General features: G+C 61.7%; 23 protein-coding genes. 16 read left to right on the plus strand and 7 right to left on the minus strand.

The genetic code is table 11. From position 1 onward, the window contains the following. Nucleotides 1-65: 65 nt before the first annotated feature. On the minus strand, nucleotides 66-797 hold the full coding sequence (locus AWB78_RS19855; protein WP_062607319.1) for an ABC transporter substrate-binding protein: 732 nt from the start codon (nucleotides 795-797) through the stop codon (nucleotides 66-68). 2 nt (nucleotides 798-799) lie between these two features. Further along, on the minus strand, nucleotides 800-1,951 hold the full coding sequence (gene prpF / locus AWB78_RS19860; protein ID WP_232477763.1) for a 2-methylaconitate cis-trans isomerase PrpF: 1,152 nt from the start codon (nucleotides 1,949-1,951) through the stop codon (nucleotides 800-802). A 173-nt stretch (nucleotides 1,952-2,124) separates the two neighbouring features. On the opposite strand from prpF, the gene AWB78_RS19865 reads away from it, so the two are divergent. The 8 genes from AWB78_RS19865 to AWB78_RS19895 all read left to right on the plus strand — a co-directional run bounded on the left by AWB78_RS19865 (nucleotide 2,125) and on the right by AWB78_RS19895 (nucleotide 12,236). After that, nucleotides 2,125-3,045 (plus strand): GntR family transcriptional regulator, encoded by a 921-nt coding sequence (locus AWB78_RS19865; RefSeq protein ID WP_062607323.1) that lies wholly within the window; start codon nucleotides 2,125-2,127, stop codon nucleotides 3,043-3,045. 181 nt (nucleotides 3,046-3,226) lie between these two features. Further along, nucleotides 3,227-4,015, plus strand: a complete 789-nt coding sequence (locus tag AWB78_RS19870; protein ID WP_062607325.1) for an amidohydrolase family protein — start codon at nucleotides 3,227-3,229, stop codon at nucleotides 4,013-4,015. Between the two features lie 40 nt (nucleotides 4,016-4,055). Further along, nucleotides 4,056-6,776: an aconitate hydratase AcnA gene (gene acnA, locus AWB78_RS19875; protein ID WP_062607327.1), complete on the plus strand. Its 2,721-nt coding sequence runs from the start codon at nucleotides 4,056-4,058 to the stop codon at nucleotides 6,774-6,776. Between the two features lie 43 nt (nucleotides 6,777-6,819). Further along, on the plus strand, nucleotides 6,820-8,043 hold the full coding sequence (locus AWB78_RS19880) for a porin (RefSeq protein ID WP_062607329.1): 1,224 nt from the start codon (nucleotides 6,820-6,822) through the stop codon (nucleotides 8,041-8,043). 34 nt (nucleotides 8,044-8,077) lie between these two features. Then, entirely contained in the window at nucleotides 8,078-9,388 is a 1,311-nt protein-coding gene (locus tag AWB78_RS19885) for an MFS transporter (RefSeq protein WP_062607330.1), read from the plus strand. A gap of 37 nt (nucleotides 9,389-9,425) precedes the next feature. Beyond that, a complete protein-coding gene (locus tag AWB78_RS19890) occupies nucleotides 9,426-10,421 on the plus strand; it encodes an amidohydrolase family protein (protein WP_062607332.1) in 996 nt (331 codons plus the stop codon). A 306-nt stretch (nucleotides 10,422-10,727) separates the two neighbouring features. After that, a complete protein-coding gene (locus AWB78_RS45300) occupies nucleotides 10,728-10,865 on the plus strand; it encodes a hypothetical protein (protein WP_082883351.1) in 138 nt (45 codons plus the stop codon). Nucleotides 10,866-11,117: 252 nt separating this feature from the next. Further along, on the plus strand, nucleotides 11,118-12,236 hold the full coding sequence (locus AWB78_RS19895; protein ID WP_062607334.1) for a sensor histidine kinase: 1,119 nt from the start codon (nucleotides 11,118-11,120) through the stop codon (nucleotides 12,234-12,236). A gap of 401 nt (nucleotides 12,237-12,637) precedes the next feature. On the opposite strand, the gene AWB78_RS19900 is transcribed toward AWB78_RS19895, so the two are convergent. Continuing rightward, nucleotides 12,638-13,546, minus strand: coding sequence for a LysR family transcriptional regulator (locus AWB78_RS19900; RefSeq protein ID WP_062607336.1), 909 nt, complete (start codon nucleotides 13,544-13,546; stop codon nucleotides 12,638-12,640). 109 nt (nucleotides 13,547-13,655) lie between these two features. Here AWB78_RS19900 and AWB78_RS19905 point away from each other — a divergent pair, with 109 nt between their 5' ends. The 5 genes from AWB78_RS19905 (at nucleotide 13,656) to AWB78_RS19925 (ending at nucleotide 18,635) form a co-directional block, all read left to right on the plus strand. Continuing rightward, nucleotides 13,656-14,447 carry a gamma-glutamyl-gamma-aminobutyrate hydrolase family protein gene (locus tag AWB78_RS19905; RefSeq protein WP_062607338.1) on the plus strand — a complete coding sequence of 264 codons (792 nt, stop codon included), beginning with the start codon at nucleotides 13,656-13,658 and terminating at the stop codon, nucleotides 14,445-14,447. Beyond that, complete coding sequence (locus AWB78_RS19910) at nucleotides 14,444-15,574, plus strand: M14 family metallopeptidase (RefSeq protein ID WP_062607340.1); 1,131 nt, start codon at nucleotides 14,444-14,446, stop codon at nucleotides 15,572-15,574. Before AWB78_RS19905 ends, AWB78_RS19910 begins: the two co-directional genes overlap by 4 nt. 66 nt (nucleotides 15,575-15,640) lie before the next feature. After that, nucleotides 15,641-16,957, plus strand: coding sequence for an MFS transporter (locus AWB78_RS19915; protein ID WP_062607341.1), 1,317 nt, complete (start codon nucleotides 15,641-15,643; stop codon nucleotides 16,955-16,957). A gap of 120 nt (nucleotides 16,958-17,077) precedes the next feature. Then, nucleotides 17,078-18,163, plus strand: coding sequence for a porin (locus AWB78_RS19920; protein WP_062607343.1), 1,086 nt, complete (start codon nucleotides 17,078-17,080; stop codon nucleotides 18,161-18,163). 64 nt (nucleotides 18,164-18,227) lie between these two features. Beyond that, a complete protein-coding gene (locus AWB78_RS19925; protein ID WP_062607345.1) occupies nucleotides 18,228-18,635 on the plus strand; it encodes a hypothetical protein in 408 nt (135 codons plus the stop codon). 211 nt (nucleotides 18,636-18,846) lie between these two features. Here AWB78_RS19925 and AWB78_RS43640 read toward each other — a convergent pair whose 3' ends face one another. Both AWB78_RS43640 and AWB78_RS19930 read right to left on the minus strand, forming a co-directional pair. Beyond that, the gene (locus AWB78_RS43640; RefSeq protein ID WP_074173486.1) at nucleotides 18,847-19,158 is read right to left on the minus strand and encodes a DUF4148 domain-containing protein; all 312 of its coding nucleotides are present in this window, start codon (nucleotides 19,156-19,158) and stop codon (nucleotides 18,847-18,849) included. Nucleotides 19,159-19,402: 244 nt separating this feature from the next. After that, nucleotides 19,403-20,407 carry a hypothetical protein gene (locus AWB78_RS19930; protein WP_374729480.1) on the minus strand — a complete coding sequence of 335 codons (1,005 nt, stop codon included), beginning with the start codon at nucleotides 20,405-20,407 and terminating at the stop codon, nucleotides 19,403-19,405. A gap of 675 nt (nucleotides 20,408-21,082) precedes the next feature. Here AWB78_RS19930 and AWB78_RS19935 point away from each other — a divergent pair. The 3 genes from AWB78_RS19935 (at nucleotide 21,083) to AWB78_RS19945 (ending at nucleotide 22,597) form a co-directional block, all read left to right on the plus strand. Next, complete coding sequence (locus AWB78_RS19935; RefSeq protein WP_062607453.1) at nucleotides 21,083-21,715, plus strand: SEL1-like repeat protein; 633 nt, start codon at nucleotides 21,083-21,085, stop codon at nucleotides 21,713-21,715. Nucleotides 21,716-22,034: 319 nt separating this feature from the next. Beyond that, nucleotides 22,035-22,271: a type II toxin-antitoxin system ParD family antitoxin gene (locus tag AWB78_RS19940; RefSeq protein ID WP_062607455.1), complete on the plus strand. Its 237-nt coding sequence runs from the start codon at nucleotides 22,035-22,037 to the stop codon at nucleotides 22,269-22,271. Next, nucleotides 22,268-22,597, plus strand: a complete 330-nt coding sequence (locus AWB78_RS19945; protein WP_062607348.1) for a type II toxin-antitoxin system RelE/ParE family toxin — start codon at nucleotides 22,268-22,270, stop codon at nucleotides 22,595-22,597. Before AWB78_RS19940 ends, AWB78_RS19945 begins: the two co-directional genes overlap by 4 nt. Before the next feature lie 49 nt (nucleotides 22,598-22,646). On the opposite strand, the gene AWB78_RS50260 is transcribed toward AWB78_RS19945, so the two are convergent. Together AWB78_RS50260 and AWB78_RS19955 are read right to left on the minus strand one after the other, a co-directional pair. Continuing rightward, nucleotides 22,647-22,934, minus strand: a complete 288-nt coding sequence (locus tag AWB78_RS50260) for a CppA family protein (protein ID WP_062607350.1) — start codon at nucleotides 22,932-22,934, stop codon at nucleotides 22,647-22,649. Between the two features lie 162 nt (nucleotides 22,935-23,096). Beyond that, nucleotides 23,097-23,678: a DUF7713 domain-containing protein gene (locus tag AWB78_RS19955; protein ID WP_062607351.1), complete on the minus strand. Its 582-nt coding sequence runs from the start codon at nucleotides 23,676-23,678 to the stop codon at nucleotides 23,097-23,099. Between the last annotated feature and the right edge of the window lie 513 nt (nucleotides 23,679-24,191).

Here is a 24,191-nt window from a genome sequence, read left to right on the forward strand (position 1 = left end):
GGGGCGCTTTTATGGCGCAAGGGCGCCCTCTTGATTGTCAGACCGGCGTCAGGTGCTGAACCCTCTCAATCAGCGATTGATGCGCCAGTGATCCGATACTTGCGCATCGCGGCGGCGACTGTTCCGTCTTGTTTTAGCTGAGTAACAAAGGCATTGAGCCAGTCTGCGGCTCGCGGACCCCGATCTTTGCCAATGCCCATAGCCTGGCGAATGACCATGAAACTATCCTCGATAAGTCGAAGGCCTCCCAGCCTCGCTGCATCGAATTCCAGTTGTTGCCGTACGCCCGCTGCTACGTCGAGTCCTTCTCGTAGGAAGGTGTTCACGACTTCAGGGGAAGTGGAGCCGCGTATTATTTGAGCGCTCTTCAGTTCTCGGGTCAGGAACAGGTCGTATGCGCTGCCGCTTCCAACGGCCACGCGGACGCCCTCACGATCGACTTCGGTTTTACTGAGAATCGGCGACTCAGAGCGGACGAGGTAGTTGCCTTCAATCAGGAGGTAAGGGTCGGTAAAGGCGATTTCTCGACCACGAATCGGATCAATGGCGAAGAAACCGACGTCCACATCGCCAGCGCCGACCGCGGTTACCACTTTTCCTGCGGCGTCAAAGGGTACCAGACGCAATGGCGTGTCCAGGGCCGCCGCGAGTCGTTCAGCGATCTCAACTGAGATACCTTGCGGGGACCCTTGTTCGTTTCGCGAGGCGAGAATGGGATTTCCGAAGTTGACGGCCACTCGAAGGGTGCCGGAAGGCGCGAATGCCGACGTTATTTTGCCGTCGAGAGCTAGGTTCATACTCATGCTTCGCTCTTTTCGAACGAAGCAGCGGGGACGAGCACGCTGCCTTCCATGAGCCGTCGAGCGCTGCGACTCATGATCGCCTTGGTGACGGTCCATGCGCCGTCCTTCTGCCGGGCTTGCGCGCCGACCTGAAGACTGCCCGACGGATGCCCGAAGCGCACGGACCCCGTCGATTGCGGCACGAGCCGGTTGACCACGGTCCCCGGAATGACCGCCGCGACGGCGATCGCCACGGCGCCGGTGCCCGTCATCGCGTGATGCAGCTTGCCCATCGAGAAGATGCGGGCGTTGATGTCGAGCGTGTCCGCGTCGATCGGCTTGCCGCTCGACGCAACGTAGCTGGCGGGTTTCGCGACGAACGCGAGCTTCGGCGTGTGCGGGCGCAGTTGCGTCGCTACCTCGGCGGTCTTCGCGAGCCCCATGCGCACCGACGCGTGCGCGCGGATCGCCTCGGCTTTTTTGAGTAGGGCGGGCTCGCCGTTCACATCGCGCTGCAACTCGTTGCCTTTCAATCCGAGCGATGCCGCGTCGATGAAAATGGCCGGATTGCCCGCGTTGATCATCGTCATTTCGATCGGACCGACGCCGGGCACATCGAGCACGTCGACTGCATTGCCGGTCGGAAACATCGCGCCGCCGGCGGCGTCGCCGTCTCCATCGCCGCCCGGATCGAGGAATTCGATCTTGATCTCCGCTGCCGGAAACGTCACGCCGTCCAGCTCGAAATCGCCTTCCTCGACGACTTCGCCGTTCTTCATCGGCACATGCGCGACGATTTTTGCGCCGATGTTCGCCTGCCAGATCCGCACGATGGCGATGCCGTCGCGCGGCGCAGTGACGAGCCCCTGCGCGATCGCGAACGGGCCGACGGCGGAGGTGAGGTTGCCGCAGTTGCCCGACCAGTCGACGACTGGCTTGTCGATGGCGACTTGCCCGAAGCGATAGTCCACATCGCAATCCTCGCGCGACGACGGCCCGACAATTACGACCTTGCTCGTGCTCGACGTCGCGCCGCCCATGCCGTCGATCTGCTGGCCGTACGGATCGGGGCTGCCGATCACGCGCATTAGGATGCGGTCGCGCGCGGCGGGAGTGGCGGGCAGCCAGTCGTCGCGAAAGAACACGCCCTTGCTGGTGCCGCCGCGCATATAGACGGCCTGAATCTTCGACTGCGCCACGATGGATCTCCAATGCTTGAGTTGCGTTTATTTAACAACAAACGCAAATAGCGCGCAAGCATTTGTCTTTGTCACCTCCAAAAGCGTTCTCAAACGACGGGCTGCGGGTATAGTTGCACCAGGCTCTGCATATTGCATCGAACATGACTTCCGACCTCACCCTCAGTCAGCAAAAGGCGCTGCGCGAAATCGTCGCCTATGTCCGCCGGGAGCGCCTCGCGGCCGGCACGCACTTGCCGGAATGGACGCTCGCGAAGCTCATCGGCACGTCGCGCTCGCCGGTGCGCGTGGCGCTGGACCGGCTCGTCGAGGCGGGCGTCATGCGCTACGACAAAAATCGCGGCTATTCGGTCGAGGCGTCGTTCGACAAGCTGCCGCCCGATGTGCTCGAGCAGGTCAATTCCGCCGACGACCCCCTGTATCTGCGTCTCGCCGATGCGCGGTTTCGCGGCGAGATTCCCGAATCCGTGACGGAGGCGGATCTCACGCGCATTCTGGATGCTTCGCGCGGCGACGTCCGCAAGGTGCTCGTGCGCGCGCACAGCGAGGGATGGGCCGAGAAGGAGGCGGGCTACGGCTGGCGCTTCCTGCCGATGATCGACTCGCTCGAAGCCTATGACGACATGTATTCGCTGCGCGCGGCGATCGAGCCGGCGGGCATTCTGAGCCCGAAATTCCGGCCCAATCTGGAGGAGTTGCGGGAATTGCGCCGCGAGCAGCAGGCCATTCTGGACGGCGGTCACGAAGCCATGACCGCGACCGAGCGCTTCGAATCGAATGCGCGCCTGCACGAAACCATCGCCGCCTGGTCGGGCAACCGCTTCGCGCTGCAAACGCTGCGCCGTCTCGATCAGATGCGGCGGCTCGCCGAGTATCGCCAGGCCAAGCAACGATTGCCGCGTCGCGCGCTCGCGCAGGAGCACATCGACATTCTCGATGCGATCGAGAGCGGCGATTTCATCGGCGCGGCCAGCCTGTTGAAGCGGCATATCGATGCCGCGCGCACGAAGAAGGCCGTCGTAGAGGTTTTCGAGCGCGAGCAGACGCAGGATATCGAAGCATAGCCGGGTAAACCATGCCCTCGGGCGCTCAGCCCCACGCAGCCGCCTTCGGGCGGTTTTTTTACGCCCCGGTTGCGCGTCGATTGCGTTTTCGCGTTGACAAAGACAACATGCCTTCGTAATCTGATTGTGTTTTCGATGATAAATCGACAACAGTAAAGTCAAACACGAGAGCGCCATCGCCATGTCAGTCGACACGCATGCCCACGTTTTTCATCGCCGCCTGAGCTTCGTCGAGCCGCGCCGTTTCACGCCGGACTACGACGCGCCGCTCGACGCGTATCTCGCGCAGCTCGACGCGAACGGCATCGCGCGCGGCGTGCTGGTCGCGGTCAGCGTGCTCGGCAACGACAACACGTATCTGCTGGATTGCCTGCGCGCGCAGCCCGAACGGCTCCGCGGCGTCGTGGCGATCGACCCGCTGACGGACCTGCATCGCTTCGATGCGTTCGAAGCGGCAGGCGTGGTCGGCGTGCGCGTGAATCTGACCGGCAATCTGCCCGTTCCGGATTTCGCAAACGGCGCATGGAACGAAGCCGTCGCGGAATGCGCGAAGCGCGGCTGGCACATCGAGATCAACGACCGCGCCGCGCGGCTGCATGAATCGCTGACGCCGCTCGTCGATGCCGGCGTGAACGTGGTCGTCGATCACTTCGGCATGCCGGACCGGCAGCAAGGCACGGATGACGCCGGTTTTCGGCGCCTGCTCGGCTTCGGCGCGAGCGGCCGCGTGTGGGTGAAGCTCTCGGGCGCGTATCGCACGAGCTTCGACATCGCAAAGCAGGCGGCGCCGCTGCTGCGCGACGCTTTCGGCCCGCAACGCCTGCTCTGGGCGAGCGACTGGCCGTTCACGCAATACGAAGCGACGCAGCACTACGCGACGCAGCGCGCCGCGCTCGACGAATGGATTCCCGACGCGAAGGATCGCAAGACGATCCTTCACGACACGCCGCAGAGCCTCTTCAAGTTCTGACCGGCCCGACATTCCCCCCAATTCCACAGAGAACATCATCATGGCCTCACCTCGCGCCGACGCCTTCGACTGCGTCCGTACGCTCCGCACGTTCGATACGCAAGCCGTCCGCTATCACTCGCTGTCCGCCCTGGCGGCGCGCGGCTTCGACAACATCGGCCGCTTGCCGGTGGTGATCCGCATTCTGCTCGAATCGGTGCTGCGCAATTGCGACGGCGCGAAGGTGCTCGAATCGCACGTGACGGACCTCGCCAACTGGAAACCGAACGCGCCGCGCGAGAACGAGATTCCGTTCGTCGTCGGGCGTGTGCTACTGCAGGATTTCACCGGCATTCCGCTTCTGACCGATCTCGCCGCCATGCGCAGCCAGGCGCAAAAGCGCAACGCCGATCCGAAGGCCGTCGAGCCGCTCGTGCCGGTGCATCTCGTCGTCGATCATTCGGTGCAGACCGAATTCTCGAACGTGCCGAACGCTTTGCGCCGGAACATGGAAGTGGAGTTCGCGCGCAATCGCGAGCGCTACGAATTGATGAAGTGGGGCATGCAGGCATTCGAGACGTTCAAGGTCGTGCCGCCGGGCATTGGCATCTGTCATCAGATCAACCTCGAATATCTCGCGCAGGGCGTCATCGAAAAGGATGGCGTCGTGTTTCCGGATACGCTCGTCGGCACCGATTCGCACACCACGATGATCAATGGCATCGGCGTGCTCGGCTGGGGCGTGGGCGGCATCGAGGCGGAAGCAGGCATGCTCGGGCAGCCGGTCTACATGCTGATGCCCGATGTCGTCGGCGTCGAGTTGAGCGGTGCGCTCGCGGCGGGCGTCACCGCCACCGACGCCGTGCTGCAGGTCACCGAAACGCTGCGCGCGGCGAAGGTGGTCGGCAAGCTGGTCGAGTTTTTCGGTGACGGCGCGGCGTCTCTCAGCGCGACCGACCGCGCGACGATCGCCAACATGGCGCCCGAGTACGGCGCGACGAGCGGCTTCTTTCCCGTCGATGAGAACACGCTCAAGTATTACCGTCAGACCGGCCGCAGCGACGCGCAAGTCGAGCTGATCCGCGATTACTTCACGGCGCAAGGCTTGTTCGGTGCGCCGCGCGCGGGCGATATCGATTATTCGAGCGTCATCCGTATCGATCTCGGCAAGATCAGGCCGAGCGTGTCGGGCCCGAAGCGTCCGCAGGATCGCGTCGATCTGTCCGCGCTCGGACAACGCTTCGACGAAGTGATGCTTCAGGACGCGAAGAGCGGCGGCTATGGCAAGACGGCGGCGCAACTCGAAACGCGTCACGCGGTTTCGGCGAAGGATTACGACATCGGCCACGGCGATGTGCTCGTCGCGGCGATCACGTCGTGCACGAATACGTCGAATCCCGAACTGCTCGTCGCGGCTGGCCTCGTCGCGAAGAAGGCGCTCGAACGCGGCCTGAAGGCGAAACCCTGGGTCAAGACGCTTTTCACGCCGGGCTCGCGCGTCGTGACCGCGTATCTGAAGGACGCCGGGCTCACCGATCCGCTCGAACGGCTCGGCTTCGGCATCGCGGCGTACGGATGCGGCGCGTGCGTCGGCAACATCGGGCCGCTCGATCCGGCGCTCGAAGACACGGTCGTGTCGAACGATCTCGTCTGCAGCGCGGTGCTTTCGGGCAACCGCAACTTCGAGGCGCGCATTCACGCGAATCTACGCGCGAACTTCCTCGCGAGCCCGCCGCTCGTCGTCGCGTTCGCGCTGGCGGGCACGACGCGCATCGATCTGAGCTCCGAGCCGCTCGGCGTCGATCAGAACGGCAAACCGGTCATGCTCGCCGACATCTGGCCGACGAACGACGAGATCAAGGCATTGAGCGGCTACGCGGCCAATCCGAGCCACTACGCGAACCTGTACGGCGATTTCACCGCGGGCCACGATCTGTGGAACGACATCAAGAGCGGCGAGGGCGCGGTGTACGACTGGCCCGAGTCGACCTACGCGGCCGAGCCCGATTTCTTCAGCGACGCGCAAGCCGCCACGAAGATCGAGGGCGCGCGCGCGCTCGCGATCCTGGGCAATTCGATCACGACCGATCACATCAGCCCGGCGGGCTCAATCGCGAAGAACTCGCCAGCAGGCGAATGGCTTAACGCGCATGGCGTCGCGCAGAAGGACTTCAACACTTACGGCGCGCGTCGCGGCCACTTCGAAGTGATGGTGCGCGGCACGTTCGCCAATGTGCGCCTGAAGAACCTCATGCTGCCGGCGAAAGCCGACGGCGCCGCCGACGAAGGCCCGTACACGCTGCATCAGCCGACCGGCGAGCGCGAGACCATCTTCGCTGCAGCGCGCCGTTATATCGATGCGGGCACGCCTTCGATCATCGTCGCGGGCGAGGAGTACGGCACCGGATCGAGCCGCGACTGGGCCGCGAAGGGCACCCGCTTGCTCGGCGTGAAGGCCGTGATCGCGCGCAGCTTCGAGCGGATTCATCGCAGCAATCTAGCGGGCTTGGGCGTGCTGCCGCTGCAATTCATCGGCGAGGACAGCGCGCAATCGCTCGGACTCGACGGCAGCGAGACCTTCGACATCATCGGCATCGAGAACGGCGTGCAACCGCTGCAACACGTGACGCTCGTCATCACACGCGCCGATGGCGCACGCCGCGAGGTCACGCTGCTCGCGCGCCTCGACACGCAGATCGAAGCGACTTACTTCAGCCACGGCGGCATCCTGCCTTACGTGTTGTCGAGCCTGATCGGCGAAACCGTCACGCAGGACGCCTGAGCGTCATCGACCGAAATCAAGAACACATTCACGGAGACATACCTTGTTCAAGAAGCTCGCGCCCGCCGCGCTGCTCGTGCCATGCCTCGCGGCGCACGCGCAAAGCAATGTCACGCTGTACGGCATTGTCGATATCGGCATCAATTATCTGAACAATGCGCAGACCGGCCGCACGGCGAGCGGTTTCAAGGGCGGCCACCAATGGGCCGTGATGGATGGCGGCACGGGCGGCTTGCAAGGCAGCCGCTGGGGCCTCAAAGGCACGGAGGATCTCGGCGGCGGCTACAAGGCCATCTTCCTGCTGGAGAACGGCTTCAACGCCAACAACGGCACGCTCGGCCAGGGCGGCGCGGAGTTCGGACGGCAGTCGTGGGTCGGCGTCGCGAGCGACTACGGCAAGGTGACGGCGGGGCGTCAGTACGACGAAGTGGTGGACTTCTACGCGCCGCTGCTCGCCGCGCCGCAGTGGGGCGGCTATATGGCCGAGCATCCCGGCGATCTCGACAATGCATCGAACACTCGCCGCATCAACAACTCGATCAAGTACACGTCGCCGACAATGGGCGGCTTCACCTTCGCCGGACTGTACAGCTTCGGCGGCGTGGCGGGATCGTTCGGCACGAACAGCATCTGGTCGGTCGGCGCGGGTTATGCGAACGGTCCGCTCTCGATTGGCGCGGGCTATCTGAACGCGCGCAATCCGAATACGTCGTTCTACGGCTCGAATCCGAACGGCGGCCCGGCGACGACGAACAATCTCGGCAGCGCAGGCTCGGCAACGTCGCCGCAAAGCAATCCGGTGTATGCGGGATTCGCATCGGCGAAGAGCTTGCAGATCGCGGCGATCGCGGCGGCTTATGCGATCGGACCGGCGACGTTCGGCGTCGCCTATTCGAACACGCGTTATCAGGATCTCGGTTCGTCGTCGGGGCCGAATCCATTCGGCTATACGGGCACGGCGTATTTTCATAACGCCGAAGTCAACGCGAAATGGCAACTCACGCCGGCGCTGCTCTTCGGCGCGGCTTTCGATTACACGAAGGGTCGCGGCGCGGCCGGCCACGATGGCGCGAAGTACGAACTCGCGAGCCTCGGCGCGGATTACTTTCTTTCTAAGCGCACCGACGTGTACACGGTCGCGGTCTACGAGCACGCGAGCGGCACCGATTCGCTCAACCAGCCCGCCGTCGCGATGATCACTGGCATGACGCCGTCGACCACGAGCAATCAGGTCGCGGTGCGAGTCGGCATCCGGCACAAGTTCTGACGCCTTAACATCCGCATTCGGCAGGAGACAAGCCATGACATCCGCATCGCACGCACAATCCGCGACGCTCGCGCCCTCGGGCGAGGAAGCGCTGCAACGACAGGCGGTATCGAAGACCGCATGGCGACTGCTTCCGCTTCTGACGCTCGCGTTCATCTTCAACTACATCGACCGCACGAGCGTGGGTTTCGCCGCGCTCAGCATGAACGCCGATCTCGGTCTTTCCGCGACCGAGTTCGGCTGGGGCGCGGGGATTCTGTTCGCGGGCTATTGCCTGCTCGAAGTTCCGAGCAATCTGATGCTTTATCGCTTCGGCGCGCGCCGCTGGCTCGCGCGCATCATGATCACGTGGGGTCTCGCCGCCGCCGCGACCGCGCTCGCCGTCGGCCCGAAGAGCTTTTATTTCGCGCGCTTCGTGCTGGGCGTGGCCGAGGCGGGATTCTTTCCGGGGGTCACGTTTTATCTCGCGTGCTGGTTTCCCGCGAAATACCGCACGCGCATGCTCGCGTGGTTCATGGTCGGCGTGCCGGTTTCGTCGATCCTGAGCGGACCGCTCTCCGGTCTTCTACTCAACATGGACGGCGTTCTGGGACTGGCCGGATGGAAGTGGATGTTCATCATGCAGGGCTTGCCTGCTTCGATCATCGGCGTGGTGGTGCTGCTGATGCTCCGCGACAACCCGTCGCAGGCGCACTGGCTGACTCAGCCGGAGCGCGACGCGCTGATCGGCATGCTGGCCTCGGAGCGGCGCGAGAAGGAGAAGAAGCATCTCGGCGCCGCGCTCAAGGATCGTCGCGTGCTGATTCTGACCGGCATCCAGTTCGGCTTCGTCATGGGTTCGTACGGCATCGGCATCTGGCTGCCGACGATCCTCAAGTCGCACGGTCTTTCCGTATCGGCGATCAGTCTGGTCTCGTCGGTTCCGTACATCTTCGCGACTGTCGCGATGCTGACGTGGGCGCGCGCCGTCGACCGCAGCGGCAAAAAGATCCTGAATCTGCTGCTGACGTGTCTGCTCGGCGCGGGCGGCATGATCGTCGCGGCGATGCTGAACGCCTTCTGGCCGGCCATGATCGGCATCACGATCGCCATCATCGGCGTGACTACGGCGCGCGCGGTCTTCTGGAGCATTCCGACGCGCTTTCTGTCGGGTGCGGCGGCGGCGGGCGGCCTCGCGTTCATCAATTCGGTCGGCACGTTCGGCGGTTTCGCGGGTCCGTTCCTCGTCGGCTGGCTCAAGGATCAGACCGGCTCGTTCTCGATGGGCATGCTCGGCATGGCGGTCATGCTCATCCTGTCGACGCTGCTGACGGCATCGCTTCGATTCTTCGTGAAGGACGAGTGAGCGCTCGACCCGCCACAACAACAATGGAGACAGTTCGATGATGGACAGACGCGGGTTTCTCGTCGCAGCCGGAGCGGCATCGCTGTTCTGCTTCGACCTTGCATCGGCGCAAGCGGCCAAGGCGGCGAAAGTGGCGGCGCCTGCGTCGCCTGTCGGGTTCCGCGTGCCCGCGGGCGTCGTGGATTCGCATTGTCATGTGTTCGACCCCGCGCGTTTCGCCTATTCTCCGAAGCGCCGCTATACGCCGCCGGCCGCGACGGTCGCCGATCTTCGGCGCTTTCATGCGTCGATCGGCGTGCAGCGTACGGTCGTGGTTCAACCGAGCGTCTATGGCACGGACAACGCCTGCCTGCTCGACGCGCTACGGCAGTTCGGCGCTTCGGCGCGAGGCATCGCGGTCATCGACAAATCGTTCTCGGGACAGCAGATCGACGACCTGATCGGCGCGGGCGTGCGCGGCGTGCGCATCAACCTCGAAGTCGGGCAGAACCATGATGTCGAAGGCGCGTATCGGCGACTTTCGGAGACCGTCGAGACGCTTCGTGGACGTCCCGCGGTGATTCAGATCTTCGCGGCGCTGCCGGTCATTCAGGCGCTAGCGCCGCGCATCCAGGCGCAGCCGCATCCGGTGGTGCTCGATCACTTCGGATTCGCGAAGGCCGCGCATGGTGCGCAACAGGCCGGGTTCAGCGCGCTGACCGGTCTCATGGCCAGCGGCAAGGTCTTCGTCAAGTTGTCCGCGCCTTATCGGATCTCGGAGCGAGCCCCGTATCCGGATACGGCGCCGATCGGACGTGCGCTCGTCGAAGCCGCGCCTGGGCAAGTGGTTTGGGGCTCCGACTGGCCGCACACCGGCGCGACCGAACGACGCGGCAATGCCAAGCCCACGGACATCGAGCCGTTCAGAGAAGAAAATGAGGTGCGCGATTTCTCGCTCGTAAAAGCATGGGCGCACAGCGAGACAACTCGTCGCAGGCTTCTTGTCGAAAATGCGGTTCGTTTATTCGGCTTCTCAACCGATGTGGGACTCTGACGTCTGCATGGTCGGGAGGATCATCAGTCTTTGATCGTCTCGACCTGCTCACGCCACCGCTTCGTGATTAGAACGTTCGTCGACAAATCGGTGCCCCCGGTCGCCCCCCGACGCGTGAAAGCCAGCAGGCTCTGCCGCGTCTTCGCTGGAATGACGCGATAACAAAACGAAAGCGAAGGTTGCATGCAGCTGCAAGCGAAGATTGAGAAGCGCCTGTGCCGGACGACCAAGCTGGGTGGTGTCCGATGGCCCGCGGCAGTTTCCGCTTGGTTGCGGGCTTGGCCCGGCTGACATAATGAAACTGACGTGAATCCGAACGGCGGCGCGATCGCGCTCGGTCATCCGCTTGGCGACTTGCGCCCGACGCAGCGAGTAGGACGCGACAGCGGCCGCTGGATTAGTTACCGGCCATTCGCGATTGACTACGTCAACTTGCTCGCGTGACCGGTAAGTCCGGCAAGTTACTGCAGCTTTTGTGGATCCGGACGCGCACGTATCTGCCACGTTCCCTCGCAAGACCAACCCGGCTAGCAAGAATTGCAGGACAGGCTGTGGGTACAATCCGGGTCATAGGCGATATCTTTCCCGAGGACGGACCGTCGACGTGCAGGTCGCGGAGGTGAGGGCCTTCACTACTCGTGCAACATCGGGGTGCCCTTCCCCCAACAACAGCACAACTTTCTGCTGGAGATCCGGATGAGCCTTGCAGACTTCATTGACGCCGATCTTCCCGGTCTGATTGACGACTGGACCAGTTATGCGCTTGTGCTCAGCCAGGAGGACAGCCAGCTGACGGAAACCCAGCTGCGTGATTCGGCGGTTGATATCCTGACGGCGATCGCGACGGACATGCGTGAGACGCAGAACGCTGCGCAGCAGGAAACCAAATCGCGCGGCGATAAGGTCGCCCCGAATTCCGCCTTCAACCGGGTCGCGCGTCTGCATGCGGAGGATCGCCTGTCACACGGATTCAGCATTAACGATGTGGTTGCCGAGTTCCGTTCCCTGCGCGCCACAGTGCTGCGCCGCTGGCAGAAAACGTCGCCCTCCGGTGCAGCGGCGTTCCAGGAGATGATCCGGTTCAACGAGGCGGTCGACCAAGTGCTTGCCGAATCGGTGCGGCACTACGCACATCGCACTGAGCGTATCCGCGACCTGTTCGCAGGCGTACTCGCCCATGACTTGCGCTCGCCGCTGGGCGCAATGCTGAATGCCGGCGAAGTACTCTTGCATGACGAGGGCCTCTCCGCTGCCGGCGCGAGGGCGGTGGCCTTTGTTCAGCGCGGCGCGATTCGGATGAAACAGATGATTGACGATCTGCTCATCTTTACGCGCACCCGGTTGGGCGACGCGCTGCCGGTCAGTTTCACGCCACAGGATATCGGGCGAATCTGTAGCGATGCGGTGGACGAAGTGCGCGCGGCCTACCCCAATGCCAATATCGAGCTGCGCCTGGCGGGGGAACTCCGAGGTAGGTGGGACGGTAGCCGGCTCAGCCAGCTGCTCGTCAATCTGCTGACAAACGCTGTTCGCTACGGAACGGGTCTCATCGTCGTCGAAGCCGGCGGTCACGATGGCCAGGTGACACTGGTCGTATCCAACGAAGGCAACCCGATCCCCGAACGCGCGCTGCCCACACTGTTCGATCCGCTGACCCGGGCGGGCCCGGCCGACCGACGTGGTACGGCGGCAGGCATGGGGCTGGGCCTGTACATCTGCCGCTGCATTACTAGCGCGCACCAGGGGACGATTGGGGTCGCCTCTTCAGAAAGCGGCACCGTCTTTACCGTCTCGCTGCCGTGCTCACCAGCATGATGCGACCGGTAATCGGTCCAATCGGCGCGCCGGTCCGTCGGATGGCGTCCACAATGTCACCAACCGGCGCATACGCTACGGACCGGTTCGTTACAGCCCGCACTTCATGTCACGAATATCTGTTATCGCTGACTTCCATGGCGGCCTGTCTCGGCTCCGGCTGCTTTTGAGCGTTACATTCGAAAAAACTGACCGAACGGCAGAAACGGGTCGGACAACGGTCTTCCGATTTCGGCCAATGTAGCCTGCAACTCACCAACAATTGAGTGCTGGTTCGCGCTTTGCCTTCGACCGTGACGCTGATTTCATTCCCACGTGATCGATTTCGCCGTGTCCAAGGTCTACGCCGGTCGCAGGTTCCCGCGGTATGTGCACAGGTGTGCGCAACCTTATTCACGCAATCAAGCAACGGTGCTCAGACGCTCCCGGATGATCGCGAAAGCTCGTTCAGCGGCGGGCACGAGAGTTCGCCCCTTAAGGCGGACCATCCCGAGCGTCAGTTCCATGTCGAGCTGTGGCGTGACGTTGAGCAATACGGCCTTTGCGTTCCGTATAGCCGCGAGCATCGCAAAGTCGGTGGATGTCACGACCGCGTCGCTCGACGAAACGAGGTCATATACGGTCGGAAGATCGCTAACGATCACGGCGAAGAGATCGGCGAAGGGCTCCGCCAGGCCATACAGTTCCATGAAGCGATGTGCGAGGGACTCCTCTAGAAAGCCCGTCGCAATCAGCGGGAACTGCATCAGCTCGCGCATCGTGACCGCTGATTCCTTCAAAAGCGGATGCCGCACGTTTGCATACCAGCCGAAGCGGCACTGGTAGACCGATTCAACTGCTACATCGGGATAGAACGCGGCAACCCTGATATCCCCGACGAAGAAATCGAGCTTCTCGTCGAGCAGCAACTTCATCAACTGATCCGATGTTTCGATGACTGACCGCAGCTTGACCTGCGGTGACGACGTGAGCAATTGGAGCACCATCGGTTTGAGCAAGGTATCGGCAAGCGATGACCCCATGCCGAACGTCAGCGTTCCTGCACCACCTGCACGCATCAGTTGCATTGCCCGCAACCCTTCTCGTTCTTCGAAGACGATGCGCCGTGCACGTTCGGCGAAACTCCGGGCATAGGCAGTCGGTTGCAGCCGGCGCTCCGTCCGGTCGAACAGAAGCACACCAAGAGAATCCTCCAGCGCCCGCACGCTCCGAGACAGCGCGGGCTGGCTGAGATGGACGCTCGCCGCGGCGGCGCTGAGCGTGCCTTCGTTTAACAGGGCCAGAAAATGATGAAGTTGTCGCGTGTTCATGGCGGGTCCACTTGCATAAATTGCATGATAGACGAAATAAATATGCAATTTACACAAATGAATAGTCTTACTAGACTCGCCTTAACGAGTCTTCATTTGCGTATTCGACATGAATCACCCACGCGCTTACAGGCCGGTCGTCGCAGTAGTCGCCGATCGTTTCGAACATCATAAGCATGCGGCACACGCCGTTCTGGACGGGTACGTGCATGCGCTCGCTCAGGTGGCGCAAGTACTCCCCTTGATCGTGCCGGCCCATGACGAAAGTATCGACACCGAGACGCTCATCTCCACAATCGATGGTTTCCTGCTGACCGGAAGCCCCTCCAACGTCGCGGCCGAGCGCTACGGTGCGGCGCCGCTGCCGGCCTCGACCACGATCGATCCGAACCGCGACGCGGTTTCGTTCCGTCTGCTGCCAGCGATTCTCGAGGCGGGCGTGCCCTTTCTCGGCATCTGTCGCGGATTCCAGGAGCTCAACGTCGTCTTTGGTGGCAGCCTTGAGCGCGCGGTGCATGACCAGCCGGGGCGGCTCGATCATCGCGAGGGCGACCATGACAGGCCCCTGTCGCGCTGGTACGAGGATCGCCACGCCCTCCATATCGCGCCTGGAGGCAGGCTCGCAGAATTGGCGGGCGAGGCGGAAGCCGTCATGGTCAATTCCTTGCACCATCAGGGTGTCGAGAAACTGGGCGCCGGGCTGCGCGTCGAGGCAAAAGCCCCGGATGGCTTGATCGAAGCCGTCTCCGTCGAGTCGGCCGCACAGTTCACGTTGGGTGTGCAGTGGCACCCTGAAATGCGCGTGGATGACAGCCCGCTTGCGCATGCGATTTTCACTGCGTTCGGTGATGCCTGCCGGCTCCGGCAACAGGAGCGCCTGCAATCCCGCATTCACGCTTGAATCAATCCTTCCATCCGACCGTGGCACAAACTGAAATCAACCAACTGTTCAGCCGCAGCTATGCTGAGGCTCGCGAGAAATTCCTCGCGGCGGCATCTCGGCGCGGCCTGGCCGTCGATTCGTACGAGCTCCCGCTACGCGGAGCCGATGGCGAGACCCTCGCGACCGATGTCGCACTGGATGGCTCCGCCAGCGCGTCCAAATTGCTGGTTGTCATCAGCGGATGTCATGGCGTCGAAGGCTACTGCGGATCCGCGATCCAGACTGGATTGCTCGAGCTTGGCCCTGATCGTATCGGGCGACCCGGCGATGAAGACACCGCAGTGCTGCACGTGCATGCCGTCAACCCGTATGGCTTCTCGCATACGCGCCGGGCGACGCACGAAAACGTCGATCTGAACCGCAATTTCGTCGACTTTTCCGGGCCGCTTCCAGAGAATCGCGACTATGCGGAAATACACGATCTGCTGTTGCCGCCCGAGTGGCCACCGCGACCAGAGAACCAAGCGCGTCTGGACGCATTCCGCGAACGCGTCGGCATGCGTGGCTTCCAGCGCGCGGTCGCACTGGGGCAGTATGCGTTCCATGACGGACTGCACTTCGGCGGCGTCGGTCCGGCCTGGAGCAATGCAACGTTCCGGTCGATCCTGCGGAAATATGCCGCGAAGAGCCGTCATATCGGTTCGATCGACATCCATACTGGTCTTGGCCCGTACGGAGTGGGCGAGCGCATTTTCGCGGCGCTCGACAATCCGATCACGCTGGCGCGCTCGCGGCAATGGTGGGGCGACAACCTGACCTCGGTTGCGACCGGGACGTCCGCGAGCATTCCGCTGACCGGTCCGATACAGGCGTCGCTCGCGCAGGAAAGTCCGCAAGCAACTCAGACGAACGTGTGCCTCGAGTTCGGCACGTATCCGATGGAGCAGGTGATTCTCGCCATGCGCGCCGAGCACTGGCTGCATCGCTACGACTGTGCGGACGCCTCCATGCGCGAGGCGATCAAGGCCGCCTTCAAACGCGCGTTCTACCCCGAATTCGACGACTGGAAACTCGCGGTCTGGATACAGGGACGCGAGGTCTATCTGCAATCGCTCAATGGCCTTCGAAGGGCAATCGATGAGTAAGTCCCGCACAGAAGCCTGTTCGCAGCTTGCCAGGCAGTAGAGGACACCATAATGGAGACACGAGACATGAACACTTTCAGTACGCTCGAAGCGGGCGCGCAAGACGCCAGCAGCGTACGCCAGACGCGCCCCGTCATCAGCCGCGCAGCGGTAGCAGGGGCGGTCGCCGGCAACGCGCTCGAATTCTACGATTTCGTCATCTACGCGTTTTTTGCCGTCTATATCGGCAGAGCGTTTTTTCCTGCTGGCGGAGAATTCGGCAGTTTGCTGGCGTCGATGGCGACGTTCGGCGTCGGTTTCCTGATGCGTCCGCTCGGCGCGATCGTGATCGGGCGCTTCGCGGACCGGGCAGGGCGCAAGCCCGCGATGATCCTCACGGTCGTCCTGATCACGATCGGCACCCTGGGACTTGCTGCGACACCGGCTTACTCGGTAATCGGCACGGCGGCGCCTGTCATCGTAGTGATCTGCCGCCTCATCCAGGGATTCGCCCTTGGCGGAGAGGTCGGCCCGTCGACGGCGCTCCTCGTCGAGGCCGCGCCGGCCAACCGGCGAGGTTTCTACGCGAGCTGGCAACTGGCGAGCCAGGGCATGGCCGTCGCAGTCGGCGGCGTGATCGGCGTCGTTGTTTCGCTGCTGCTCACCGCCTCGCAGCTCGCCAGCTGGGGATGGCGGATTCCCTTCCTGTTCAGCCTGCTGCTCGTTCCGGTTGCCATCTACATTCGCCGGCATATTCCGGAGACGCTCGATGAAGCGCCCAAGGTGGCAGTGGGGCGGCCCGATCAGAGCAGCTTGTCCGGCAACCTGCGATATGTCGTGCTCGGCACGCTGGTTCTGCTGGCCGGCGCCGTTTCGACGCAGATCGGGAATTACATGACGACCTTTGCCATTCAGGTTCTCAATTTGCCACCCACGCTCGCGCAGGTGAGCGTGCTGATAGGCGGCGCGTTGACATTCGTCTTCGGGCTGGCCGGCGGCTTGATCTGCGATGCCTGGGGGCGCAAGGCCGCCATGATCGTGCCACGCGTCGCGCTGGCGGTGCTGATCGTGCCGATGTTCTGGTGGCTTACCACGGCGCCTAGCGTGGCAAGCCTGCTCCTCGCGACCGCCGTGCTGGCTGCGTTGACTGCGGCTAGCGCCGCCGCGGGGCTGGTTGCCATTCCGGAATTGATGCCCGCGCGTTTCCGGAGTACTGGTATTGCGATTACTTATGGCGTCGGAACCGCCATCTTCGGCGGCACCACGCAATTTGCCGTGACCTGGATCATCTCCGTGACGCATAGCGCTCTGGCCCCCGCTTACTACGTGGTGGCGACCAGTGTGATCAGCCTCGCCGCGACCTTCCTGCTGCCCGAAACGCGCAATCGCAAGATCGATCACTGATCTGCGCGCTGACTGACGGGCCGCATAGATATCTCAAAGCACTGGAAAGACCCAGGCGGGCTCATCGCCCGCCGGGGAGAGCTGTTTTCTTTTGAATCATCGGACGTGCCAGGAACATAAATGAAGAGACATCACATTGCCGCGCTGTTGATGCTTCAGTCGTTCGGCGCCGGGGCGTTCGCTCAGTCGTCGGTAACGATCTACGGTAGCGTGGATAACGGCATCAGCTACATCAGCAACGTCGGAGGCCACTCGGCCTTCAAGATGCAGGACGGCATCAACAAGTCCAACGCGCTTGGCTTCACCGGCAGCGAAGACCTGGGCGGAGGCTGGCGGTCGATTTTCAAACTTGAGAATGGCTTCTCGCTGAACACGGGAGCGATGGGGCAGGGCCTGATATTCGGCAAGCAGGCATACGTCGGTCTTGGGAAATCGGACATCGGCGATGTCTACCTCGGCCGTCAATACGATTACACGCTGCAACTGGAGCGGTACATGGTGCCGTACCTCAACTGCGGGATCATGCTGTTCGAAAACGCAGACCTGGACCGCACTGCCGGCGAGCGTCTGAATAACGCGGTGCAGTTCAACAGCGCGAGCTTCGGCGGATTGACCTTCGGCGCCATGTATTCGTTCGGGCAGAATGCCGGCACCTCGTCGACCAATGTTGGACGCGCGTACAGCGGCAACGTCCAATATAGCTACGGACCGTTTTCCGCGGCGCTGGTACTGACCGACATCAACCAGGCGCCGGTCTACGCAGGCTTGACTGGCGCGCCGGCTTTGCTCGGCCAGCGGCTCGCGCCCTCTACGGTGCAACTGGTGGACAATCAACGAATCTTCGGTGCCGCGGGCATGTACACGTTCGGCAACTGGCGCGCTTCGGTGGTCTACACGAATACGAAGCTGAAGTTGAACGGAGAGTCTGCGACGGATCAGGTCATCCATCTCGGCGGCGACTATCGGCCGATGCCGGATGTCGATCTTTCCGCCAAGGTGTCCTACGACAAGCTCGAGGATTCCCATTGGTATTCCTTGAATCTTGCTGCCGACTACCTGTTGTCGAAGCGGACCGATGTTTATATCGAACTCGCGGGACAGAAGGCCGGTGGCGCAACGGGCACAGTGGCATCGATTGCCACGATGGGTCCCTCATCGACAGACAAGCAGTTCGTGTCCCGCGTTGGTCTTCGACACTACTTCTAACCTCGTGTGACCGGAACGCGATGTGGCATGGCGGATCAGTCGATAGTAATGCTCTGGAAGCCTTATGGAACTCGACCTGTTGTTGTTCCCCGTGGCGGCCATTCTTGTCGAACCGGCGGCGAAGTCGAGCTGGTTTCGCCGACCCGATCACGCGCAGGCTGCGGTCATATGCGAATACTGCGACGTGCGGGACGTGCTGCTCAGGTTGCCGGATTGCTGGATGATGGTTCCGGACGCGCGTCTGTGGGGGCTTCATGACGACGGCGACCTCCTGGAAGCCGATCCGCGATTCAATGGCACACTTGGCGATACGGGGTTCGCCGTGGTTCGGCATGACAGCGAGTCGCTGTTTGTAATGCTAATGACGATCGGTGCGGCGGAGGCCGTTCTACTGCCAAAGCGGCTATTTATCGGCCACGAGCCCTTCAGTATGTGCGTTCCCGGGATGCCCGATCACGGGCGTGATATTTGAGAGCGGACCGAAACACTGAGAGTCACGAGTTCAGTAGAGCCGGCTCGTGGACGAAAACAAGGCCGTGGCGCACCCTGGGCATTCGTTGAAACGGATACCCGTGCGGTGGTCTGCAGGCCACGCTCCAAGGTATCAGCGCTGCGGTGCGCTGCAGCGACGCGCGGTTGCTGCGCGCTAAGTCTGACGAGGACCGGGGTGGGTCCGGTGCTTCTCACCCGGGTTGAGACTTCTTGCACTCCGTTTCGAACCAATGGTCGACCCGGCGCTGCGCGGCGTGTAGATCCGCTGGGTAATTTGGGTCGTCATGCCATGGTGACGGGTTATAGCCCGCTTTGCTCAGAGCCGACAGCTCGCTTCGGTGTTGAGATCTCGTCCGAGGCGCGTTGCTTTTAGTCGCGGCCAGGTCACGGCACTCGGTTGGGGTCAGATGTGGCCCGCTATGCGGCGCGCCGGCAGTGGCATATCCAGTCAGCAGGAGCGCCAACGCAGCAAGCGTCGAGCAGCTTTTCGTGAGCTTTTCCATAGCGCGTCTCCCCCCAGGCGTCCGATCGGCGCAACGCAAGCGGTGCGATGCCGCCGGTCGCGCGTAACTTCCTCGCCTATCTTGCCCTCAGTCCAGCCATCGGAACAGGCCCACCGTACAAAGGGAAGAAAGTCAGGCGCCAGCTCGCCGAGAACCTGGACGCCTTTCCCGTGCGCCCGGCGTCGGATCTCTGCTCGCGCGCCTCGCTTCGTCAGTCGTGGCGAGCTTTGGCCCTGACGCTCGTCTATAGCAACACTGCTTGCTGCAGAAGCTCCAGCGCCTTCAACTCGTCCAATCGTCCAGTGCGTGCTTTGCCCGCAAGTGTCTTGATCAGCGCCTCTGCAATCGGTTCAAGACCTTCGAGGTTCCCGAGGCTTGTCACCGATGTGGAGGCGTGTGGCGCCGTGTGAAGTTGCGGCACTGGAGCTTGGGGGATCTGCTCGAGCACTGCGGAATCCGAGGCGTTGCTTTCTGCGCGTGCAGGACTGGCATGCTCAGCGGAAGTGGCGCCTGCGTTATCTTCGCTGATGAGCGGCGTCTCCCTTTCGTGCGAGACAGTCGCTGAAACAGGCGAGTTATCGACATGCGTGATTGACCGTTGTTCAGGAGCCGATGCCTTCTTGCGCGAAGCAGGGAGAAGTAAGCGCGACACCGATTCCGGAATGTCTTCGTGCGCGCGCGGGGTGTCCAGCCAGCCGGTTGGCAAACCAAGGCGCTCCGTGAAACGATTCGCCTCTGCATCGTCCATGCGTTTCTTGCCGTGCAGTCGATGGGCCATGTTGGAGCCGGTAAGTTGCATGACCACCCCAAGCCTCACCTTTGATCCATTGCGTGCGGTTAGAACATGGAGGTTGGCGCGCCGGATGTCTTGAATCGCCGCGACGTCGTTCAACGCAAGTGATTGCTGCCGGCTCGTCTTCGGAGATGCGTTTTTTGCAGGTACGCCCTTGATCGAGTTGCTAGCGCTAGACTGCGAAGCCGTTGCGTTTCTTCTATTCTTGACAGGCGATGGCGTTCCGTCATTTGCTTTCTCGGGCATTTCCGATTCCTCGGGGAAACGATCTTTAAGAAATTGAGGCTGACTTCCCTTTGCTGCGAAGACCGGCTTAGAGGTCTCGAATGATTCTTCCGGATCGGCGTCGGTTTGAACAAAGGCTAAAGGAGATTTCAAACGCGCGATTGTGTCGGGCGCGAGCTGTGGATGGGGCTGGTCAAAGAAACCATGCGGCAACCCAAGCGTAGTCTCCATGTGAAAGGCCGTCTCGGGTGTAAATCTCTCGCCCTTCGTGAGTTCAGCCACTCTCGTCAGGGTCGAATCAAGTCCTAGCGCAATATTCTCCGCACCCACCGCATCAACCAGAAACTGAAATGATCGCGTTTTGAAAATAGACGCGGTCGCGCTGGGGTCTCGCGTTTGAGTCCCCTTTACGTATCGTTGGCCCTGTCGGTCGGGCGCAGATTTTTTAACGTGGCGTGGTTGGCGCTGGCCGCTGTCGCGAGATCCCGAGTATCGCCCGCGCGCTTGACTCATGAAGTCGGCTCCCTGCCATAGTTGAGTCGGTCGTTTCGTGAATTATAGACGAGCGTTATCGATTCTTAATTCGCCAACTGTTGCTCCAGTCTGATGTTTCGGTTTCAGCGTAGCAACGAGGATACGCGTTTAGATATACGAACAAAACGCTCGTGACGACCCCATGTCGTCGATCCGTCGGCATATCCCCCCGACACCGCCATTCCAGACTTCCTCGCCGGCGCATGATCACCGAACACAAACGGCGCGGGAGCAGCAATGAGGAGAGGATGAATCCGCCCCTACCGTAGTAAGCAAAATCGCGCCCACGACTCGTGCTCTCATTTCGTATCTCGGCAACGAGAAAAGGGTGAGTTATCATTGGGTGCGTTTTTCACCGTGGAGTTGCTCACCATGAATGTTGACCCGGGATGGTTTGGCCAGATTGAGCGTGAGTGGAAGATGCTGCGACTGGGCGACCCGTCGCTCAACCCAGAGAAGTTCTTCCGCCACGTCCTCTCCGCGGCGGGCTTCTTGTCCGCCGAGAGTCTCGCCGCTATCGCCAACGGCCTTCTCACCAGCGCGCTCCACGGGGCACCGCTGCTCGGACGACGGCTCCTCGAGCGCGTTGGCATCAATCGCCATCCGACCTTGCGCCTGGCGCTCGCCGTCTCGCTTGTCACGTCCACGGGTGGAGACGCGGACTTCGAAACGGGCAACGCAATATTTGAGGACGTGATGAAGGATGACTCGGCCGACGGGCGTTTGCGCGGATTGGCGGCGGCCGCACTGGCGGACAGTGCGCGGCTCGGCCGCGGCATGCCGGTCGATGTCAAAAAAGCGGTCACGCTCTACGACCACGCTATTGAACTTGGTCACAAGGCCGCGGCACACAACCTCGGGCTGTACTGGGAAGGTCTGTGGTGCGCGGAATCGTCAAACGATGCGCTGCCCAACAACGCTCGCGCAATTCAGACATACAAGCGGGGCGGAGCCGACGCGCGCTGTCAGTTGCGGATTTCGAATCTACTCGAAGCCGCGCAGTGACAGTAGAACGGCCACTTCGCGACGATGGGTGGCAGCTCCGTCGAAGCTGATCAATCTTTGCGGCGTCTGTTGCCTGGCGCCCCGCCAACAATTTGTCTATCTATTGATAGATTGATATTGGCTTGGAAACGCGGCTTGGTGATCTTTGCACACTCGATGGTTCACGGGAAACGCTCAGCTCGATATATTGCAAAAAGGAGTACCGAGAGCGGCTGCGCTCAGCCGCATGAGACGAATCCAGCGCGATAGAGACGCCCGAGGAACGGCCATCAGGCCGCCGGCTTTGGCAAATTTTGGCAAGCCTGCTATGCTGGATCCCATGACGACCATGAACATTTCCTTGCCGGAGACACTGAAAAGCTTCGTTGATGAGCAAGTCAACGAACGGGGCTATGGCACCAGCAGCGAATATGTCCGCGAACTCATCCGCCGCGATCAGCAGCGGCAGCAATTGCGCGCGCTACTGCTGGAGGGCGTGGCATCGGGGCCGACGACGCCGGTTGATGGAAGCTACTTCGAGTCGCTGCGCACGCGCGTGCGTAATGCGCGTAAATGAGGTCGAAGCCGGTTATCCCTACGCATCGGGCGCGGCAGGACGTCGAAAGCGAGATTGACTATTACCTTCTCGAAGAAGGATCTGAGCGCGCCGCGCTGGGGTTTATCGCTGCTGTCGAAGAGGCCTATCTGCGGCTCGGCAGAAATCCCGCAGTGGGATCTCCCCGCTATGCCTACGAGCTCGATCTGCCCGGACTTCGCTCGTGGCCACTCAAGCGCTACCCCCATCTCGTCTTTTATGTAGATCGCGACGATCACGTCGAAATCTGGCGCGTGATTAACGGTGCACGGGATCTTCCCGCGTGGCTACTCAACGAAGAAGGGTAGTCGCGCGGTCAGATCAACCTGCGTTCGGCTGCGACCTGCCGCCCAGCACCTACCACGTCGACGTCGCAACCCGTCTCGCCGCTGTCGTTCGCACTGCGAGGATGCTCCGCATGGTCGCCAACGAGTCCTCGGCGATCGGACTCAACGTTTGCCGCCGCGAAACAGTGAAATCCGGTGTTTGAACACCCAAGCGTCGGCAAACTGCGGACAGATAAGGCTTGCCGGATCCCGTGCATCGCTGGACGGCGAGGGCGATCGCCGCATCGCCCACGTGCCTGCGCAGCCATTCGAGCGTTAGCCGATCTTTCTCGTTGCAGATCCTGACCAGGTGCTCCATCGTCGCCCTCCGTGCTGTATATAAACACAGTACTGTGAATTTATACAGCTTTTCGGCGAGTGGCAAGCACTGTTGATCCCACAGTGGCGCTCAGAAAAAGGCGGGGACTAGAGTAGGCAGCCAGCCAACTCGCAGCCGGCGAAAAAGCGCCCCGTAGCGGCGTCAAGCCTCGTCGCTCGGGTCAAGCATCTCGAGCCGGAACGGCCATCCTTCGAACGCCAAAAGCATCGCGCCAAAGTCATTCCACTCAATGCGCCGCCCATCGATGATCACGCAAGGCTGACTGGCACCTTCGTCGCCGTTCCATTCGACGCGCCCTCGAACAGTCATGTCGGCGATCTGCAAACGTCCGGCGTCGGCCTGCAGGTGCTTCATGCTTAAGGCCCGCATTATCTTCTGGATCAGTTGACCCAACAGGGCAAATGGCTCCGAATCAGCTTGACCAAGGATCTGAAAGCGGTAGCCTGCGGCTTCATCGTCGCCAGCCAGCTCGAATGCCTCCAGGGAAAGCCGATCGCCGAGCAACAAACTGCGGAAGTGAAATTCGTGATCGTTGTCGTCTACATCACGGAGACGAAGCGGTGTAAAGCTCGGATGTTCGAATCCCTGCAGATCAGCGAACCGCGCCATTTCGGTGTTGAAGCATCGGCTGCAGAGCACGCGCCAAGTGCCGTCCGACCCGGCACTCACGAAGTCGTGCGCAGGCCCAGTCGCGCCGCAGCGATCACATCGGGATTGCGTCATAAGAGCACCGGCTAGACGATCCGTTCCGAGGATATTGTCGCACCAGCTACCGGCGCTGGGTGTGGCCTAAAAATGGGTGATGAATTTCCGCCGATTATTCTCTCCAGTCGGAATGCGAAAGTTCGATCATTCCTTTTATGTTTAATGCCGAGAGCGGCGGGACGAACGCCCAATTTAGGTGATGCGGAAGTTGGCGTTTCTGGCATGCGGATGCACGGTTCCTCACCCAAATCTGATAACTGCAGCTCCCGCCGCGCGCTCGACTCGATGTCGCGGGCAATTCTGTTCTCTTCAACCCGTGCGCGTCATTGATGGCCATGGCGATATCCGGCTTGACACCGATGTAGATCCACTTTCTCGACCACACGCAATTGGCGACAGCCAGTGAACGCGCGTAATTTCTGACCAGTAACAGCGCTCAATTTTCATGCCGCATCTGGATGTCGCCTTGACATTCGGCTGGCTGCGGCACTGCCAATTTAATTTTCAACAATACGATTGTGCGAAACACGG

Source organism: Caballeronia calidae (genome assembly GCF_900044055.2).
GTDB classification, from domain to species: domain Bacteria; phylum Pseudomonadota; class Gammaproteobacteria; order Burkholderiales; family Burkholderiaceae; genus Caballeronia; species Caballeronia calidae.